We start from the raw sequence: 19,196 nt of genomic DNA, 5'->3' as shown, positions 1-19,196 counted from the left end.
TGCCTGAAAAGGCAGCTGCTGTTTTTTATGCCTCAGCCAAACGCTTTGAGTGCCGTTACGTCAGCTGTTCATGCCAGATCGATAAAAGCGATCTCATCTGGGCAGGTTTTAGCCCAATTAGAGTGATATAACGCATCGGCTTGTCCACGATGCCTTTCTCCAGCCCCAGGAAGATAAGGCTGTCACGCAACTTGGGGAAAAGGTGCTTTTCAATCAGGGAATCACTTTGCATTTCCTCCAGGAAACGCTGCCGCTGCTTCTCACAATGCTGCTCAGGAGTCGTGGGACGCCATAAATACCTGAACCCCACGCTCGGCCAGCATGAGTAAAATCTTGACCACTTCTGGCATAAGCGAAGGGGTAAGATTTGCCTCTGGTTCATCCCAGAACAGAGTGTTGTTGGCAAACAGTGACCCGTTATGGATTAACTGCCAGATCAGCGCCAGTTTCCAATGCCCTTCTGCCACCAGCGACATTTCCAGCTTCTTGCTGCCCGCACTAAGGTGAAACTCATCGCCTTCCAGTGACACCATACCGCCCACCGTCTTGCGGATTCGTTCCAGCAGTGGCTTTTCATCATTAAGCGGCATCCCCCTTCGTGCGGGCAGATAAGCCTGTTTGATAATGTCGTAATAGATTTCCTCAAACGCCAGCTCATACTTGTCATACAGTGAGATAAAACCAGGTGCGAAAGACAGCACCTCCTTCACCGGAATAAACACCGGTGAGCGCTCGACATCCCAGGCGCCCTGCAAATCAAAGGTATGGTGTTTGGTCGTATCAAACGTAAGTGCCAATGCTTGCCTATCCAGGGTCGTCAGGTTGACGTGTGCTGTATTACTGCCTTTCTTACGGTTCACCAAACGTGAGACTTTATCGCCACTGGGCCGGAACACCGCCGCCAGCTTCTTTTTCAGTTCAGCCGCATCATGACCCTGCATCTGCAGGGCGTAGATCAGTTTCATGATATGCGTTTTACCAGTGCCGTTAGCGCGATCATGACATTCACGCCCGGCGACCACTCAAACGTGGTTTGCTTGAAGGCGGTAAAGTTCTCCAACAGCAGGCTTTTGAACATATCAAGCGTCCTTTCAATATTGGTTACTGAGCCACCAAGCCCTGCAAACTGCTGACTTCATTTAAGATAACATCATCGACCAGTGCAAAGTATTTATGCCCGCAAGCAATATTCAAGTTTTCGTTACGACGAAGGTTGGCGATAAATCTTAAGGAACGCATCCACTCAGCACAGCTCGGAAACCGAATGCAGCCAATACAAAGATTTTGGAAGCGTAATTGATGCCGCAACCATCCAACAGCTATTTGATTACTCACACCAGCGCGTCTTCATACACTTTATCTATTTCAGAGAACACAGTTACACTCTCTAAGCGTGTCAGGGTAGTGAGTTTCATCGAGTTTTTCATTGGGCGATGCGGCACATTGGTCACTGGGGTTTGCAACGTCAAAGGTTTGCCTAACTCAAATAAATAATACAGATCAGCTGAGTTAGATGATTTACCGGCTTGCTCCTCAGTAATAGCATAACGCGGTAGAACAGTGACACCTTTAACCGGCCATAGTTTGTCAATTTGCTTGGAAGAGCTTTGGGTGTCAGAGGTAGAAGCTAACGCTAAATATCGAACTTCCTCGGCGATATGCTGCTTAAATTTTTGTAGAAAGGTGGTTTGTGGCAAGTGGTACCACTTTGCCGTGCCTTGCACAAAACCTTCAAAATCATCTTCCCACGAAGGACTATTCTAAAAACTTCCTTGCCACTCATAATTGGACAGTATCGCACACAAAAAGTATCTTTTTATAGCCAAATCCCTAATTAAGATTAGCAGCACAGCGCTTGGTTAGCTCAAAGGCGTAGTATTTTGCGTGATAGGCGGTGACGGGCATTAGCGGCCTTCATGTGGGGTTGGCATCGACACAGGCAAAATTGAAAACCTAAACGATGCCAGCACGCTGAATCTCTGGATTGCTTAACGCTTCGCAGCAGCTTCCAGCAGCGCCGTGAGCAGCGCCCAGCATTCGGTGACGGCCTCCAGCTCAACGCGTTCATCCGGCGAGTGAGCGCCGCGGATGGAGGGGCCGAAAGAGACCATATCCAGGTGCGGGTATTTACTGCCGATAATCCCGCATTCAAGGCCAGCGTGAATCACCTTGACCTGTGGCTCATGGCCCAAAAGCGCTTTATGCTGGGCGTTGAACAGCGCCAGCATTTCTCCTTCAGGGTCAGGCACCCATCCTGGGTAGCTGTTTTCCGCTTTAACTCTGGCGCCCATCAGGCCAAATAGCGCCTTGAAGCGATCAACCATTGAGGTGACGGCGCTGTCATGCAGCGAACGTACCAGAGCGCACAGATGGAAGCGCCCTTCTTCCAGGCTGAGCACTCCCAGGTTGTTGGAGGTTTCCACCACCCCTGGAACATCGGCACTCATTTTTTCCACCCCACAAGGCGCGGCATGCAGGGTGGCCACCAGCATGGCGCTGGCATCATGACTCAGCGCTTCTCCATTCAGGTCAGTAGGCGCGGCTTTCAGGGTCACGCCGGGGTCGGCACTGCCCAGCTCACGCTTAAACACCTGTTCAAATGCTGCAATCTGTTCCAGGGCGTCGTCCCAGGCGTCAGCGGGCAACGCCAGGGTGGCAAAAGCTTCACGGGGAATCGCATTGCGCAGAGTACCGCCCTGATAGCTTTTCAGGCGCGCGCCCATTTCACCGAGCTCACGCAGCACGCGCATCATCAGGCGGTTGGCATTACCCAGTGGCTGATGAATATCCATGCCGGAGTGACCACCTTTCAGGCCGGTCAGGGCAAGCGCCAGCCCACGCTCGTCATCACGCAGAGGGGCGCTGGGCAGTTGGGCATTGACCACCACATCACTGCCGCCAGCACAGCCGATATACACATCGCCACTTTCTTCGCTATCCAGATTGATCAACCGCTGGCCGGTGAGCCAATCCGGCGCCAGGTTCAGCGCACCGCCCATGGAGGTTTCCTCTTCCAGGGTGAAGAGCGCTTCCAAAGGGCCGTGAACCAGCTGAGTATCTTCGAGCACCGCCAGTATCGCGGCTACGCCCAGACCATTATCAGCCCCCAGGGTAGTGCCATCGGCATGTAACCAGCCATCCTTGACATAGGTGCTGATTGGGTCGCAGCTGAAGTCGTGTTCGCGCCCGGCGTTTGCCTGGGCCACCATATCCAGGTGGCCCTGGAGAATAACCCCTTGGCGCCTTCATGGCCGGGCGAGGCGGGCTTGCAGATGCGCAGATTGCCGAAGCTGTCGCGGTCATGGACAAGCCCCAGTGAGTCTGCCCAGGCTTCCAGCAGGGCGACCAGTTCTGCCTCTTGCCCGGAGGGGCGTGGCGTATTGCACAGGGTGCGAAAATGGCGCCATACCGGCGCTGGCGTCAATGTTTCCAGATGTTCGTTCATAAACACTCATCGTGAGATTAATCGTGCTACTTTACACGTCCCCAGGGCTTCAGGAAATATTTCAGGCAGTGCTCAAAAAAGAATCAGGCGTCACCTAGCAGGGCCGCGACCGCCTTGCGTAGTGCCGCCACCGAGGCTTTATGGCTGCTGGCCAGCGGTTGATTCTGCAGCGCCCAGCTCGCGACCGCCTGTAAATCAGCGCTAACGCCCTCCTCAACACCCTGCTGGGCGGTATGAATGGCCAATGCCTGCAAGGCGCCACGTGCCAGGCGTGGGTCACGATGGGCAAAGGCCACATCTCGGGCGTCCTGAACCTGGTGGCTCTCGATAGGCTTGCTCTGCATGTCGGCCAGTAAGGGCACCACGATATCCGCCGGCAGCTCGGAAAGCTCAAACGCCAGCATAGCCAGTAGGCCAGCATGCAAGCGCTGGCGCAGGGCATGGATGATCGTTTCACCTTCAGGGGTTAACGCCTTGGCGACCATCAAGGCCACTTCCCCTGTAGTGGTATCTCTGGAAATCCCCAACCTTACCGGCGTAAACCCTGCCGCCTGCCAGAAGGCCAATAACCCTGCTTCAGCACCAAAGGTGGCACCACACAGCGCCATACCATCGCGGCGCGCTTGCTCAACGCTGTGTGCCAGCAATGTGCTGGCAACGCCCTGGCGGCGTACTTCAGGGTGAGTGGCAATGCGGGTCACTCGCCGCCAGTTTGCCGTCAGCGCTTCACGGCAGCCTGCATGGGCGGCCAGCGACTGGGCCAGCAAGTGGCCCTGGGGGCGGCGCTCTCCTCTGGCCACTTGTTCAGCCAGATCGGCTGGAAAGCCGCCTTCATCGCGGGTCACCACCACCCCACGGGGTGCTGTTGGCTCTCCCTGCAGGCCGAGCTGGGTGGCGGGGCCATCCAGCAGCTGACGAATATCGCTGGGCGTGGTGCGATAGTGGGACTGAACCAGAAGCCCAAAAAGCGCTTCAAGCGCCGCTTCATCGCGCCCCAGCGCCGCCTGGGAAAGCCACTCAAACCGGGGGCTGGCCGAACAGGGCGGCAGCTGTGCCTTAAGTAACAGGAGCCGGTTCAGAGTGGCTTCCAGCGGGTCGCCAGGGTTCCAGCGCACCGGCGTTTCAAGGGTGATTTCGCGCCACTGGGGTGTATGGCGCATCAACTGGTCACGAAAGCGCAGCGCGAAGCCTCGGCCGGAGCCTTCATAACCGTGCACCGTGGTAGCAAAGGCAATGCGTGGGAAAGCACTCAGCCAACGCCCCAGCAACGCGGCGGGTATGGCAGCGGCTTCATCAACGAACAGGTATCTGCCATCGCCCCCTAACCTGCCTTGCTCAACCTCCTGCGTTAACGCATCAGGGGCTATAAAACGCACGCTCTGGCCGCTTGGCAGCTGCAGACTGTGCGCTGACGGCCAGCTCGCTTCAGGGTAAAGCACGGCCAGCCGTTTGAACACCGGTTGAACCGCCCCGGGCCGCGGTGCGGTGATACACAAATGCTCGACACCCTTGGCCAACAGGCGCGCGCAGGCGATGCCCAGGGCGGCACTTTTGCCCCGCCCCCGGTCAGCGGTGATCACCAGCGGGCGGCGGCGCTTGAGATTAACCAGGGCGGCTACCGCCTGGGCCTGGTCTTGGGTCAGGCAGTCCAGATCAGCGGGGAGCGGTGTCTGCACGCTCATTTCTGGCAGGCGAGGAAGCTCGATATGCGAGTCAGCCAACCATCGAATCACCTTGTCGTCATTGGAAAGCAGTCGTTTCAAGCGTGCCAGATAATGTGTACTCAGCCCTTGATAAGCATGAGGATAATCGGCAATACGGCGATAATCCTGGTCGGGGGCTGTTGCCCAGTCGTCCGGCGTCAACAGCACCAGCAGCCCACCGGCAACCACTGTGCCCGCCAGAGCACCTACAGCATCCGGATCAAACCCTTGGCGGGTATCAATAATGATCAACTGGTGCTCCTGACCCAGGCGCGTACGTGCCTGCCCGGCATTGATCGCCGGCTGGCAAGGCGCCGCTTGCCCAACCCACAAGGGCGCCTGCCACTCCTTTGCCTGCCATAATGCCACTGCTCGTTGCTCGACATCGTCGCCCGCTAGCCACAACCATTGTCGCCAGCGATACCTCTCCAAGCGTTGGCAATGCATTAAGAGGCCGCCCAGCGCCATTATTCGAGCGTTCTGCGTTCGCATCTCGGCTGCCCCCTTGAATGGCGATTTTCTACAACTTTCGTGTGGATTTTTGACGCTTTTCAACGCTAACAACGTCTCAGTTTACCAATAAGCCGTGTTATTCCTAACCTATTGATCGGGCCATGTTAACAACAAAGGCAAGGCACCAACCCGGGGCCATGTGGCCGTATACAAGCCTCGCCAAGCCTTCGACGGGTGGAAAAAAACACGGGATATCCGCTACGCACAGGCAGGCATGGCTCAGGCGATAGCGTGAGGCATTGTGGCACCGGCCGCTGTTCGACAAAATAAGCTGTTTACGTTAACGTTAACTTGCAAAAATTTTTGCAGTTGTATTTTCCTGCTAGAGGCAGTCTGAATGCTGGAGACAAGCGCCCTGATGCGTATCGGGGTCACCTCCAGCGGTGTCGTAAAACAACAGCTACAACGCCAACACATATCAGGAAGCTAACAATGATCAAGATGACCAAAATGACCAAGTTTACCGTCACTGGACTCGCTGCTGGCATCGCCATGGCCGCCATGACAACAACCGCTCATGCACAACAGCAGTGGACAATGACCACCACCTGGCCGGACAACCTGGATCTGATCAAGATCGATCAGCACTGGGTTGATATGGTGAACAAGCTGGCCGGTGACGACCTACAGATCAACTTCCGCGCCGGTGGCACCCTGATGCCTGGCACCGAAGTGTTTGATGCCACCGAAACCGGCGCCATCCAGGCCGCAGGCGACTGGCCGGGATACTGGGCAGGCCGCAGTCCGGCTTTTTCGCCACTGGCCACTACCACCAGCCTGTTCAACGGCGTTGACTACCTGAACTGGATTCAGCAATGGGGTGGCTTTGACCTCTACCAGGAAGTCTATGGCGACTACAACATGGTTTACCTGCCCTACGGGATCACCAACAACGAGTCGGGGTTCATGGGTAACACGCCGATCGAAAGCATTGCCGATCTGGAAGGCAAGCGCCTGCGCCTTTCCGGCCGTGATCAGGGCCGGGTACTGGAGATGCTGGGTGGCTCTCAGGTCACGCTGGCGGGTGGCGAAGTCTATCAGGCCATTGAGCGTGGCGTGATCGATGCCGGTGAGTTCTCGACGCCCGGCGTTGATTACAATGCGGGCTTCTCCGAGGTAGCGGATTACTGGTCAACACCGGGCTGGCACCAGTCAGCAAGTGTGTTCGGCGTCATGATCAACAAGGACGCCTGGGATGAACTGTCCGAAGAAACCCAGGACATCCTGAAGATTGCTTCTGAGGCTACCATGGCCTGGTCGCTGGCCTGGTCAGAGCGGACCTCCACAGATGCGACTGTCAAATTCCAGGAAGATGGTGTTGAAATCACCAGCCTTTCCGAGGAAGACCTGGCGAAAATCCAGGATGCCACCAATGAAGTGATCTTACGCGGTGCCTGCGAAGACCCGATGCATGCCAAGGTCTACCATTCCATGATCAGCTACATGGAGCATTACGCCAACTGGCGCGATGTTACCGTGCCCTTCAACATGAGCCGCGAGATCGACAACCTGCCATCGCTTGAAGAAATTGAAGCCTGCCTGTAAGGCTCAGGGTATCTACCCCGGTCACCTCCGGGGCGGATACTTTTGCCTGGCTGCCCTTCTTGCCACTATTTTGGAGATCTCCCCAGATGCTTGCGATCGCAAAAGCCATTGATGCACTCAATGAGCTACTAGGGCGGATTATCGCGCCACTTGTGGCGATCATTACCATTATTGTTCTCTATGACATCGCCATGCGGTTTTTTCTTGGCCGCCCCAGCGACTGGGCCTTTGACGTTACCAAGATGCTGTTTGGCGCCCACTTCATGCTGATGGCGGCCTACGGTCTGCGCCATCACGCGCACGTCGAAGTTGACGTGCTTAAGCGCCTGCTTTCGCGCCGAAAGCAGGCAGTGCTTGAAATATTGGGTTATGCCATTTTCTTTGTGCCTTTTAACTGGCTGCTTATCACCTACGGCTGGAGCTTCTTTGAGCGCTCTTTCAGCCGCGGTGAAACTACCTATGGCATGGTATCCATCCCTGTTTATCCTGTGAAAGGCGTGATCGTATTTGCCGCCGTACTGATTCTTCTTCAGGCGCTGGCCATCGTGTTACGGGCTATCACTGGGTTACGCAAGGAGACACCCGCATGAGCGCTGAAATGCTGACGCTGCTGATGTTCAGCGGCCTGCTGGTCGGGCTTTTCATGGGTCACCCGCTGGCTTTTGTACTGGGTGGGGTTGCCGTGATCGGGGCCTACTTTGGGCCGGGTGTTAATACGCTGGGTATTATCATCAACAATGTATATGGCAACGCCATGGATAATTATGTCCTGGTGGCCATTCCGCTGTTTATTCTGATGGCACGCTTTCTGAACGACTCCGGTGTTACCGAGAAGATGTTTGATGCCATGCGCCTGCTACTCGCCAACCTGCGCGGCGGCCTGGCGCTGACCGTGGTGATTGTGTCTGTCCTACTGGCGGCGACCACCGGCATAGTGGGGGCCTCGATTGCTGTCATGGGCATGATTGCCCTGGTGCCCATGCTGAAATATGGCTATAACAAGGAACTGAGTACCGGTGTCATCATGGCAAGCGGTTGTCTGGGCATCCTGATTCCACCCAGCATCATGCTGATCCTGATGGCCAGCTATTCACCGGTGTCTGTGGGGGCTCTGTTTGCCGGTGCCCTGGTGCCCGGCCTGCTGTTAGGCGCCATGTATGCCCTCTATGTGCTGATTATCTGCTTTATCAAACCATCCTATGGCCCCAAGGTACCCGCCCAGGAACGTGCCGAGGTGAGCACCAGGCAACTGCTGATCATGCTGGCCAAGTATGTATTGCCACCCATGTCACTGATTCTGGGGGTATTGGGGGCACTGTTTACCGGCGTCGCTACGGCGACAGAAGCCTCGGCTATCGGGGTATTCATTGCCTTTTTGCTCTTCATGATTTTTGGCGACCGCAAGCTGTCCACCTGCTTTAATACGCTGATTTCAGCCAGCAAGACCACCACCATGGTGATGATGGTGCTGGTGGGTGCCACGGCCTTTACCGGGGTGTTCTCGATTGGCGGCGGCATGACGGTCATCAGTGAACTGGTCTTATCAATGCCGGGTGGTACCGTGGGCGCACTGCTATTGATGCTTTTCCTGGTCTTCATCCTGGGCATGTTTCTCGACTGGACCGGCATCGTGTTGCTGAGCTTCCCGATCATGCTGCCTATCATTGAGTCTATGGGCATTGATGTACTGTGGTTTGTAGTGATGGTGGCTGTTGTCCTGCAAACCTCATTTTTGACCCCTCCCTTTGGGTACGCCCTGTTCTACCTCAAAGGCGTTGCCCCTCCAGGGGTGGAAATTGTTGATCTTTACAAGGCGGTCATCCCTTTTGTTGCCATCATTCTTTTCGCCTGCCTGTTGATGGCTTTCTTCCCTGGCCTTGTCACCGGATTACCCGCTCTCTTGCTGGGCCGATAGTCACTGGATTGAAAATAGCGTTACATACCGCCTGCGCTGTTCCAGCGCAGGCGTTTTTGTTTTGAACGTTTAGAGCCGCACACTAAAAATTGGTAAGACCAATACGACTCCTATTTCAGACAAATAATCACTGCATCAGCCACTGATTAGAAAAGGTGCCCTTTAGACCCATATTGGTCAGACCAATCAACGCCCATGTCAGGCTGCAGATTCAGCAATAAAAACGCCCAAAGCATTATCTATTAGTCTAACGCCTCTGCGTATGGGCCTGGATTCAGATAATTTCTAAACAACGCAACATAACAGCATTTAGCCTATATTTAGCTTGGTTATAGCGCCTTTAGCAGTAATTTTAGCGCGAATTGTTAAAACAGCGCTTGCCTCAATGCTGGCAACGAGTTGAATAGTGTTGAAACTGCTACTTGAGCCTCTACACGGCTGGCTATAGCCTCAGCGTGGCAGTTATAACTGAATAAACAATAACCAGTGTAAGCGGAGAAAGGTTCATGAATATGATGACCCGCACAAAAGCGTCAATGCGTTTCAAGCTCGCCGGCACAGCTGCTGCTGTGATGATGGCAACGGGTACCATGGCGACAGTAGCCAACGCCCAGGAACAGGTGCGCTGGCAGGTTCCGATTGCATTTCCTTCCAACCTTGTTGGCTTGAGTACACCGGTTGTACACCTGTCTGAGTCCCTGCAGGCAGCGTCCGGCGGCAATATCAACCTCCGCTATTACGAACCAGGCGAATTGATTCCTGCCTTCGAGATTCTCGATGCGGTTTCTGAAGGCCAGTATCCGGCAGGCTTTACCTGGATTGGCTATGACCAAGGCAGCATTCCTTCACTGCCGCTTTATGCTGGTGCTCCCTTCGGGATGGAACCGTCCTCCTATCTGGCTTGGTACTACCACGGTGACGGTCATACACTGCTTGAAGAAATCTACGAGCCTTACAATGTTCAGCCGCTGCTTTGCAGCATGATCGGGCCGGAAGCCGCTGGCTGGTTTGCCGAGCCGGTTGAATCGCTTGAGCAGATGGATGGCCTGCGTATCCGCTTTGCGGGCATCGGCGGTCGTGTTATGGAGCGCCTCGGTGCTTCCGTTACCATGCTGCCGGGTGGCGAACTTTACCAGGCAATGGAACGTGGCACGATCGACGCCACCGAGTTCTCGGCCCCTGCGGTTGACCGCATTCTGGGCATGCAGGAAATCGTCAATAACTACCTGATGCCGGGTTGGCACCAAACCTTTACGACCGCTTTCCTGTTGGTCAACCAGGATTCATGGAATTCGTTGGAAGAGGCCTCCCGCGCCCAGATCGAAATGGGTTGCCGCTCAGCCACCCTGTTCGGCCTGTCTGAAAGCGAGTGGGAAAACCCGCTGGCCTTGCAGGGCTTCGTAGAAGAAGGGGTTAACGCTCAGGTTCTGCCGGAAGAAGTTCTGCAGGAACTGCGCACGATTACCCATGAAGTGCAGCAGGAAATCGCCAACGAAGACGATATGTTCCGTCGCGTACTCGACAGCCAGCAGGACTGGATGCGTATTCACGGCGAGTGGCGCACCAAAGGCTACCTGCCGAAAGAATACTACCTGCCTGAGAACATCCAGCAGCTGGACTAATTGCCTGTGATACGACTGGCCGGGGCATCGTCATGATGCTCCGGCCTTGTTCATGCCAAGACACATGAGACTGATACTATGTCTACGCCTTCCCAGGATCCGTCAAAGACGCTTCCCACCAATGCGTTAAGTTTTCGGCTGGATTCGATGATTGCTTTTTCCGGCAAACTGCTTTCCTGGCTGTGGGTTGTCACTATTGCGGTTGTCCTGACTAACGTCTTCAGCCGCTTTATCCTTGGGCGCGGCTCTATTGCGCTGGAGGAGCTTTCCTGGCACTTCTTTGGTGCCACCATGATCATGACACTGGCCTATGCCATTGTGACCGATGATCACGTGCGCGTGGATGTTCTGCGTGAGCGTTTTTCACTGCGCCTGATGGCATGGATCGAGCTGCTTGGCATCGCGCTTTTGATGCTGCCATTACTGTATTTCATTATCGACCAGCTAATTGAATATGCCTACCGGTCATTCGAGCAGGGCGAAAGCTCTCAGGCACCCAGTGGCTTGCCTTACCGGTTCATCCTTAAGAGCACCCTCCCCATCGGCATGATACTGATTGCCGTTGCCATGGTGTCGCGTTTACTAAGATGCACCACCTATCTCTTCAAATTTCCTCGGGAAGTGCGGCCAACGCACCCGACCGACTTTCGCTAACGCCTGATACCGGGGATTAATATGGGTATTGAAGAACTTCTCGTTATTGGCATGTTTGCCAGTTTCATGGGGCTATTGCTGCTGGGTTTTCCGGTAGCCTGGTCGCTTGCTGGTATCGGCTTTCTATTCGCTATTATCGGCCACGTCATGGTCGAGTATTTCGACGCCAACCTGTGGTTCACCTGGGGGGCACCATTGGCGTTCTTAGCCAGCGGTTCTACGGGATCGTGGCCAATGAGCTAATGGTGGCACTGCCGCTGTTTATTTTCATGGGCATCATGCTGGATCGCTCCGGCATTGCCGAACGCCTGATGAACTCTCTTGTACGCGTGATGGGCGGCCTACGCGGCGGCTATGCCGTCACCGTGGTCATTGTGGGTGTTCTGCTAGCCGCCTCCACCGGTATCGTCGGCGCCTCAGTCGTCCTGCTGGGGATGCTCTCTATCGGCCCGATGCTCAAGGCCAACTACAACAAATCGCTGGCGGTAGGAACGGCATGTTCGGTCGGCACCCTGGGGATACTCGTACCGCCCAGCATCATGCTGGTGCTGATGGCGGATCGTCTGGGCACTTCCGAGGCGTCTGTCGGGCGTTTGTTTATGGGCGCGCTGATCCCTGGAGTAATGCTCGGCGTCATGTATATCGCCTTTATCATTATTGCTGCTTACATCAAGAAGGATCTGGCACCCGCCCCCAAGGATCGTGAACCCCTTAACGGGCGCGCGCTGCTGGAAGTCCTGATTGCCGTGCTGCCCCCATGGCGCTGATCGTTGCAGTGCTGGGGTCAATTTTTACCGGCTTTGCCACCACAACGGAAGCCTCTGCCGTGGGTGCTCTGGGTGCCACTGTGCTGGCTCTTTTCAGCCGCCGTCTTAACTTCAACGTCATGTCCAGCGCGCTTTATCAGACGACCCGCACCACAGCGTTCATTTTCGGTATTTTTATCGGCGCTACCGTTTTCGCAGCGGTGCTGCGCGGACTGGGTGGCGATGATGTTATTCGTGATGCCGTCACCGGTTTGCCGTTTGGTACCGCCGGTATTGTGCTGACCATCCTGCTGGTCGTTTTTCTGCTCGGTTTCTTCCTTGACTGGGTCGAGATCACCCTGATCATTCTGCCGCTGGTAGCACCTGTGGTGTTCAGCCTGGGCGTTGAGCCGGTCTGGTTTGCGATTCTGTTCGCGATTTGCCTGCAGACCTCGTTTATCACCCCGCCGGTCGGGTTTGCGCTCTTCTACATCAAAGGGGTCTGCCCCCTTCGATTCAGACAATGGACATCTACAAGGGGTAGCGCCCTTCGTATTGCTGCAGCTACTCGGCCTGATGCTGGTATTCTTCTTTGAGCCGCTGGCGACCTGGCTGCCCAATCTGGTTTACAGCAGATAAGAAACAGCTGTTGCCTGCAGGCTTCATCTTTAGCCCCTTGCCCAGCAGGGGGCTTTTTACTTCCCGGCCTATAAAAATGGTAGGCTGCGAGCGGCCAGGTGGCGGCATGTCGCATGGATTTCACATCGTTAAGTCAGTTGCCAGATGGTATGATTAGCATTTGATACTGGTTCGCATCGCCGTTACGGGTGCCCGCAGTTCCTCGCGCTGCTATCAATCGCGCCGGACTTTTTTGACGCCCACCAGAATCCACGCCTTGCGTCACTGTGTTCGCTAAGTTCGCGATATTGACAGGCATATGCCAACCCGTTTCACACCTTATCTATCTTTAAGGAGAAAACAGTTGTCTCAGACTGCCGATCGTGGATTCGACTCGCTACTCAAGCGACTGGTTAGCCGGTTCAATGTCTGGTCATTGATTCTTTTTGGCATTGCTCTGGTGGTGGCGCTACCCGTTATCGTCATTTTTGCGCATATTTTCATGCCAACCGACGGCATCTGGCAGCATTTGGCCAGCACTGTGCTGCCCCGTTACCTGACCAATACCTTCTGGCTGGTGCTGTTTGTTGGCATCGGTACTTTACTGATCGGGACGGGCACCGCCTGGCTGGTGGTCATGTGCCGCTTTCCGGGTAAACGCATTTTTGAGTGGGCGCTGCTACTGCCTCTGGCGGTGCCGACTTACGTGATCGCCTACGCCTATACGGACTTTCTGCAGTTTGCCGGCCCTCTGCAAAGCCTGCTGCGCGAAACGTTTGGCTGGGCCCACGGTGACTATTACTTCCCCAACATCCGTTCACTGGGCGGCGCAGCAACCCTCATCACCCTGGTACTTTACCCTTACGTCTATCTGCTGGCACGGGCTTCATTTCTGGAGCAGTCGGTATGCGTTCTGGACGTTGGCAGAACGCTGGGACGCGGCCCCTGGCACCTGTTTGCCAGCGTGGCGGTGCCACTTTCCCGCCCTGCCTTGGTGGGCGGGGTTTCCCTGGTGCTGATGGAAACTCTTAACGAGTTTGGTGCCGTGCAGTTCTTTGGCGTGGATACCTTTACCACCGGCATCTATCGTACCTGGTTCGGGCTGGGGGAACCCGTTGCAGCCGCTCAACTGGCGGCTTGCCTGCTGGCTTTTGTGGTTGCTTTGGTGCTGCTTGAACGTTGGTCCCGCGGCAAGCGGCGCTACTTTCATACCACCAATCGCTACCAGCAATTGCCCGAGTATGTACTGTATGGCTGGCGAGCGGCTGCGGCGGTGATTTTTTGCCTCCTACCCGTCTTGATTGGCTTTCTGCTGCCTAGCGGCATTCTGCTCGAAATGGCCATCACTGAAGGCGACAGCCTGTTCGGCACGCGCTTTTTCGGTTTCGCCTTTAACAGCCTGGCGCTGGCCGCGCTAGCCGCCGTGCTGGCAGTCGGCCTGGCCATGCTGCTCAGCTATGGTGTGCGCATCCACAACACACCCTTTGCCCGCTTCAGCTCACGGATAGCCGCCATGGGCTATGCCATTCCCGGCTCGGTGGTGGCCGTGGGTATTCTGATTCCCTTTGCCTGGCTGGATAACACCATCAACCTGTGGACCCGAGATACTTACGGCGTGATTATCGGGCTGATTTTCAGCGGATCAGCTTTTATTCTGATCTACGCCTATGTAGTGCGCTTTCTGGCAGTATCTTTCAACGCCGTGGAAGCCAGCCTGGGTAAGGTCACGCCCAGCATGGACGCTGCCTCACGCACGCTTGGCCAGACAGCCGGCGGTACCCTACGGCGCATTCATACCCCACTGATGCGCAGCAGCCTGCTGGCTGCCGGTATTCTGGTGTTTGTGGATGTCATGAAGGAGTTACCTGCCACCATCATATTGCGCCCGTTCAACTTCGACACCTTAGCGGTGCGGGCACATAATCTGGCGGCGGATGAGCGCCTGGCGGAGGCCTCAACGGCATCGCTGGCGATTGTCGTGGTGGGAATTATTCCGGTTATCCTGCTCAGCATGGCCATGCGTCGTGCCCGCCCTGGAAGCGGGCACTAAGCCGCAGACGACTAACTACTCACTACTCACTACTTAGATTCACCAAGCACCGTTACAGCGGAAAGACAAATACCTGGGAGAGGTCGAGGTGAATATCCACCGGCTGGCCTTCCCCAGGCAGGAACAGTCCTGAAACTCGGGCATGCAAATGCGCTTCGTCGCCGCTATTGTTATGTGCACACAGGTGTATCAGGCTGGTGCGGCCCAGTAACTTGGCCATGATAACGTGACTGTGATCATGCGCTTCAGCGGGCAGGTCGCGCTCCTCGATGCGCAGCGCCTCCGGGCGGATCATTACCTTGGCCGGGCTGCCGTCTGGGATGCCCCCTGCTTCCACCTCGCCTACCGGTGTTTGCACCTTGCCATCCTTGACCACCCCTTCAATCTCGTTGACCTCTCCAAAAAGGTCACCACAAAGGGATCATTGGGCGCGCAGTACAGCTCCCTGGGTGTACCGGTCTGAATGATCTGGCCATCACGCATCAGAGCAATGCGATCAGCCATGAACATCGCTTCTTCCGGGTCATGGGTCACCAGCAGAGTCGCCGCACCGACTTTTTCAACACATGCAGGGTATCGTCGCGGATCTGGTCGCGCAGGCGCGCATCCAGGCTGGAAAATGGCTCATCCAGCAGCATCAGTTGTGGGCCAGGTGCCATGGCGCGAGCCAGCGCCACCCGCTGCTGCTGACCGCCCGACAGCATATGCGGGTAGGTATCGATGTAATCCGCCATACCCAACTGCTCAAGCAACTCAACCGCCCGGGGGCGACGTTTGGCTGCGGGTAGATGCTTCAGGCCAAAGGTGACATTTTCCACCACGCTCAGGTGCGGGAATAACGCTGAATCCTGAAAGGCTAACCCGACACTGCGCTTTTCGGGTGGCAAATGGCGCATACCGGGCCGAGCGATCACCTGACCGTTAAGCTCAACGCTGCCTTCCTGAAGAGTTTCCAGCCCGGCGGCAATGCGCAGCAAGGTCGTCTTGCCGCAGCCCGAAGGCCCCAGCAGACAAACCACCTCTCCCGGCTCAACTTCAAGTTCCACGCCTTTGACAACCTGATTGCCATCAAAGGAATGACGTACATCATGCAGCGCCAAGGCATTTGTCGGCGCGGCGATTTCTGCTGCTTTCACTGTTGCCGTCATGACTCTCCGCCATCGTGTTGAATATGACGCCTGCAAAATGCAAGGGCGTATTAAAACTGAAAGTTATTCTCATTCTATTTTCTATCTGAACATAATGCACCTGCTGTGCGGGCAGATACAGCGGTTTATCTCCTAAAGCATAAGAGGTTTGCGCCTGCTGGCGGTAAAAATCGCCCACCGTGAAAACGGATGATTTTCTTTCTCATTTACTTGACGATGCGCTCAAAGACCCTTACATTGACGAAATTGGTAATGCAACTTATTATCATTCAATACCGCTAGGACGTCGGATATGAACAATCGTTCATTGTCCTGTTCACTGATAAGAGGAAGCTGATAGATGAAAACTGCTGGCGTAAAAACTGTCCGCGCTGTTGTCCCCTTTGCTGCTGTGCTGGCAGGCGGTGCTTTCGCAAGCCAGGCACTGGCCGATGAAGTAAATGTTTACTCCGCCCGCCACTATGATTCTGACGAAGCGCTCTATCAAGCCTTCACCGAGGAAACCGGCATTGAGGTCAATATTCTTGAAGGCGGCTCCAGCCAACTGATTGAACGCATCAAGAGCGAAGGCGTGGCAAGCCCCGCCGATGTAATGCTCACCGTTGATGCTGGTAATCTGTGGCGCGCTGAACAGGAAGGCATTTTCCAGGGCGTTGATTCTGATGTTCTCAATGAGCGCCTGCCGGACAGCATGCGCCACCCGGAAGGCATGTGGTTCGGCTTTAGTCAGCGTGCCCGGGTCATCTACTACAACCGTGATAACTTCGATCCCAGCCAGATCAGCAGTTACGAGGACCTGGCCGACCCACAGTTTGAGGGTCAGGTGTGCATCCGCTCTTCCAATAACATCTACAACCAGTCACTACTGGCGTCGCTGATCGAGCATCACGGTGAAGAAGGCGCTCAGGAATGGGCAGAAGGCGTTGTGAACAATATGGCGCGTGACCCAGAAGGTGGCGACACCGATCAGATTCGTGGCGTCGCCAGCGGCGAATGTGATCTGGCCGTCGGTAACCACTACTACTATGTTCGCCTGCTGCACTCCGATGAAGAAGCTGATCGTGAAGTAGCCCGTAATGTTGGCATTATCTTCCCGAATCAGGATGGCCGTGGCACTCACATCAACATTGGCGGCGCCGGCGTGGTTGAAGGCGCACCGAACCGCGAAAATGCCGTACGTTTGCTCGAATTCCTGAGCTCTGACATGGCTCAGGAAGCCTTTGCAGAAGGCAACTATGAGTTCCCGGTCGTTGAGGGCGTCAAGAAGAACCCGGTACTGGAATCCTGGGGTGACTTCAAGAAAGACAGCCTCAACATCAGCGTACTCGGTGAAAACAACCCGGAAGCGATCCGTATCTTTGATCGCGCGGAATGGCGTTAATCAATACCTGAAGCAACCAGGTAAGTGAACCGCCCGCAGCCAAAGCTGCGGGCGGTTTTGTTTGGGCATGTCTCGGTCATTCCCGGATCAACCACAGAACTGTCATTCCCGAATGGGGTTATCGGGAATCTATTTTGACCTTTGCCTGATAACGCTCGGTGAGTGATAAAGACGCAATCTTTATGGTGTCAGCGTCTCTACTTCAAACGCCACTATCTGCCGCTCGATGCTGGAAAATTCCACCCCGACCAGATGAATGGGCTTACCACTGGCACGGTATTTATCAGCATAACCTTGTGCTTTGATCTGCTCCAGCGCCTTGCCTTCAGGTAACTGCTCCACGACCTTGAATTCAAACAGATAGAAATGGCCGCCGAAATCAACGCTCATGTCCACCTTGCCTTTATTACTGGCATCCTCCACCGTCACGCCCACGCCAAGTGCCGCAAAATGGCTGTAAAAAACACTCGCATAATGGCCTTCATAGCGGGCAATCGGGTTGTTGCGATACCAATCGTGGGGCAAGCCAGCAAAAAGCGCTTTCAGGTGAGCTTCCAATGCACCAAGGTCATGATGCTGCAGGACACGAAACAGCGTCAGCCGCTCCCTGGCAGGTTCTTGAACACCCAAGGCAGGCAATAATGCCTGGTTAAGGCTGGTGGCCACTTCGTGATTGGGATAGCCAAGCGTATAGAGCCAATAACCGGTCATCGGCTCTTCTACTGAATGCACAGTGAGGTAGCCGGTCTGGAACAGCAGCGCTTCCGTGGCGATATGGTCGATATCGAAGCGCCCAAGCAGTTCCGCTTCGGTCTGCAACTGGCTAAGTGCGGGGGTAAAAACACCACGCTGTTTCAGGATATCGACCAGAAAAGTGGGGGTGGCCGTTTCGAACCAATAAGGGCTGAATTTGCGTTCTTCCAGCAAGAGCAGCACATCAAAGGGGTTATAAACACTCGAGACTTCCTGCCCACCCCAGCGGTAGCCGTTATACCAGCGGCGGATTTCATCCCGATCAAGGCCCGGCAGTTCTGGTGCAAAAATACTGTCAATATCATCATCGGTGTAGCCACAGATGGCGGCATAATCAGATGACAGGGTAATATCGCGAAGGTTATTCAACCCCGAAAACAGGCTGACCTTGCTGAATTTGGACACGCCGGTAAGCAGCACAAAATGCAGATGGGGGTCAGCATCCTTAAGTACGCTATAGAGGTTTTTCAGCCCTTCGCGCAACTCGCGGGCCAATTCAGGGTTGAGTAGGTTATCCAGTATTGGCTTGTCATATTCGTCAATCAGCACCACCACCCGTTGGCCATGCGTACGATGAGCATTTTCAAGCAGGCTGGCAAAGTCGTCGGCAATCCTTTCAGGTGGCGTTGCTTCAATACCGAGACTGGCGCGCTGTTGCTGCAGTTGATAGCGAATATTCGCGTCCAGATCTTCACGGCTGATGACCACACCATTGGAAAAGCTGATGCGCACCACAGGGTAGCGTGTTTGCCAGTCCCATTTATCGTGGATATAAAGCCCTTCAAACAATGCCTCCCGACCTTCAAACAGGCAGCGCAGGGTATCCAGCAGTAGGCTTTTGCCAAACCGCCTCGGGCGGGAGAGAAAGTAGTACTTGTTTTGATTGACCAGTTTCTCGATAAAGGGCGTTTTATCGACGTAATAGTAGCCATCTTCACGAATATCCGAGAAGGTCTGGATCCCGATAGGGAGTTTACGACGCTGATCAGATGGCATACGAGCCTTCCTTATCATCCTGTTGATGGCAGTCTAGCATGCTGAAAAACGTACACGTGCGTTGTCACTTGCGGTGGAAATCCAGCGGCCGCATCAAAACACCTGTG

The 19,196-nt window shown here is 55.1% G+C and carries 13 protein-coding genes and 3 pseudogenes; 8 read left to right on the top strand and 8 right to left on the bottom strand.

What is annotated here, in order from left to right:
- Positions 1-55 precede the first annotated feature (55 nt).
- From HLB35_RS05140 to HLB35_RS05120, 5 genes and pseudogenes are all read right to left on the bottom strand, one after another.
- The gene (locus tag HLB35_RS05140; protein WP_171701771.1) at positions 56-232 is read right to left on the bottom strand and encodes a hypothetical protein; all 177 of its coding nucleotides are present in this window, start codon (positions 230-232) and stop codon (positions 56-58) included.
- A 40-nt stretch (positions 233-272) separates the two neighbouring features.
- Positions 273-965, bottom strand: a complete 693-nt coding sequence (locus tag HLB35_RS05135) for an AAA family ATPase (RefSeq protein WP_216601409.1) — start codon at positions 963-965, stop codon at positions 273-275.
- A gap of 366 nt (positions 966-1,331) precedes the next feature.
- On the bottom strand, positions 1,332-1,697 hold the full coding sequence (locus tag HLB35_RS05130) for a hypothetical protein (protein WP_216601408.1): 366 nt from the start codon (positions 1,695-1,697) through the stop codon (positions 1,332-1,334).
- Positions 1,698-1,988: 291 nt separating this feature from the next.
- Positions 1,989-3,445 (bottom strand): annotated as a pseudogene (locus HLB35_RS05125) (aminoacyl-histidine dipeptidase).
- Between the two features lie 83 nt (positions 3,446-3,528).
- Complete coding sequence (locus HLB35_RS05120; protein WP_171701770.1) at positions 3,529-5,640, bottom strand: tRNA(Met) cytidine acetyltransferase TmcA; 2,112 nt, start codon at positions 5,638-5,640, stop codon at positions 3,529-3,531.
- A gap of 462 nt (positions 5,641-6,102) precedes the next feature.
- Between HLB35_RS05120 and dctP the strand changes: the two genes are divergently transcribed.
- The 7 genes and pseudogenes from dctP (at position 6,103) to HLB35_RS05085 (ending at position 14,811) form a co-directional block, all read left to right on the top strand.
- Entirely contained in the window at positions 6,103-7,206 is a 1,104-nt protein-coding gene (gene dctP / locus HLB35_RS05115; protein ID WP_171702153.1) for a TRAP transporter substrate-binding protein DctP, read from the top strand.
- An 86-nt stretch (positions 7,207-7,292) separates the two neighbouring features.
- Entirely contained in the window at positions 7,293-7,796 is a 504-nt protein-coding gene (locus tag HLB35_RS05110; RefSeq protein ID WP_171701769.1) for a TRAP transporter small permease subunit, read from the top strand.
- Positions 7,793-9,121 (top strand): TRAP transporter large permease, encoded by a 1,329-nt coding sequence (locus tag HLB35_RS05105; RefSeq protein ID WP_171701768.1) that lies wholly within the window; start codon positions 7,793-7,795, stop codon positions 9,119-9,121. The genes HLB35_RS05110 and HLB35_RS05105 overlap by 4 nt, the downstream gene beginning before the upstream one ends.
- 506 nt (positions 9,122-9,627) lie before the next feature.
- A complete protein-coding gene (locus tag HLB35_RS05100) occupies positions 9,628-10,743 on the top strand; it encodes a TRAP transporter substrate-binding protein (protein WP_235936997.1) in 1,116 nt (371 codons plus the stop codon).
- 78 nt (positions 10,744-10,821) lie between these two features.
- Entirely contained in the window at positions 10,822-11,397 is a 576-nt protein-coding gene (locus HLB35_RS05095) for a TRAP transporter small permease subunit (RefSeq protein ID WP_171701767.1), read from the top strand.
- A gap of 21 nt (positions 11,398-11,418) precedes the next feature.
- Positions 11,419-12,782, top strand: a pseudogene (locus HLB35_RS05090) (TRAP transporter large permease).
- Between the two features lie 343 nt (positions 12,783-13,125).
- Complete coding sequence (locus HLB35_RS05085; protein ID WP_422822422.1) at positions 13,126-14,811, top strand: ABC transporter permease; 1,686 nt, start codon at positions 13,126-13,128, stop codon at positions 14,809-14,811.
- A 52-nt stretch (positions 14,812-14,863) separates the two neighbouring features.
- Here HLB35_RS05085 and HLB35_RS05080 read toward each other — a convergent pair.
- Together HLB35_RS05080 and HLB35_RS05075 are read right to left on the bottom strand one after the other, a co-directional pair.
- Positions 14,864-15,959, bottom strand: a pseudogene (locus HLB35_RS05080) (ABC transporter ATP-binding protein).
- Positions 15,898-16,137 (bottom strand): hypothetical protein, encoded by a 240-nt coding sequence (locus tag HLB35_RS05075; protein ID WP_171701765.1) that lies wholly within the window; start codon positions 16,135-16,137, stop codon positions 15,898-15,900. The pseudogene HLB35_RS05080 and the gene HLB35_RS05075 overlap by 62 nt, the downstream one beginning before the upstream one ends.
- A gap of 162 nt (positions 16,138-16,299) precedes the next feature.
- Between HLB35_RS05075 and HLB35_RS05070 the strand changes: the two genes are divergently transcribed.
- Positions 16,300-17,340, top strand: a complete 1,041-nt coding sequence (locus tag HLB35_RS05070; RefSeq protein WP_171701764.1) for a Fe(3+) ABC transporter substrate-binding protein — start codon at positions 16,300-16,302, stop codon at positions 17,338-17,340.
- 180 nt (positions 17,341-17,520) lie between these two features.
- On the opposite strand, the gene HLB35_RS05065 is transcribed toward HLB35_RS05070, so the two are convergent.
- Positions 17,521-19,089, bottom strand: a complete 1,569-nt coding sequence (locus HLB35_RS05065) for an ATP-binding protein (RefSeq protein ID WP_171701763.1) — start codon at positions 19,087-19,089, stop codon at positions 17,521-17,523.
- Positions 19,090-19,196: the final 107 nt, after the last annotated feature.

The sequence above is a fragment of the Vreelandella azerica genome (assembly GCF_013112225.1).
GTDB classification, from domain to species: domain Bacteria; phylum Pseudomonadota; class Gammaproteobacteria; order Pseudomonadales; family Halomonadaceae; genus Vreelandella; species Vreelandella azerica.
Note: the sequence above shows the minus strand (reverse complement) of the source record. Positions and strands in the feature narration are given on the sequence as shown.

What these genes read in the sequence shown, in the direction of transcription:
- HLB35_RS05100 (WP_235936997.1), top strand. Translation starts at nt 9,628, where the DNA reads ATGAATATGATGACCCGCACAAAAGCGTCAATGCGTTTCAAGCTCGCC.
- HLB35_RS05135 (WP_216601409.1), bottom strand. Translation starts at nt 965, where the DNA reads ATGAAACTGATCTACGCCCTGCAGATGCAGGGTCATGATGCGGCTGAA.
- HLB35_RS05105 (WP_171701768.1), top strand. Translation starts at nt 7,793, where the DNA reads ATGAGCGCTGAAATGCTGACGCTGCTGATGTTCAGCGGCCTGCTGGTC.
- HLB35_RS05095 (WP_171701767.1), top strand. Translation starts at nt 10,822, where the DNA reads ATGTCTACGCCTTCCCAGGATCCGTCAAAGACGCTTCCCACCAATGCG.
- dctP (WP_171702153.1), top strand. Translation starts at nt 6,103, where the DNA reads ATGACCAAAATGACCAAGTTTACCGTCACTGGACTCGCTGCTGGCATC.
- HLB35_RS05140 (WP_171701771.1), bottom strand. Translation starts at nt 232, where the DNA reads ATGCAAAGTGATTCCCTGATTGAAAAGCACCTTTTCCCCAAGTTGCGT.
- HLB35_RS05070 (WP_171701764.1), top strand. Translation starts at nt 16,300, where the DNA reads ATGAAAACTGCTGGCGTAAAAACTGTCCGCGCTGTTGTCCCCTTTGCT.
- HLB35_RS05120 (WP_171701770.1), bottom strand. Translation starts at nt 5,640, where the DNA reads ATGCGAACGCAGAACGCTCGAATAATGGCGCTGGGCGGCCTCTTAATG.
- HLB35_RS05065 (WP_171701763.1), bottom strand. Translation starts at nt 19,089, where the DNA reads ATGCCATCTGATCAGCGTCGTAAACTCCCTATCGGGATCCAGACCTTC.
- HLB35_RS05110 (WP_171701769.1), top strand. Translation starts at nt 7,293, where the DNA reads ATGCTTGCGATCGCAAAAGCCATTGATGCACTCAATGAGCTACTAGGG.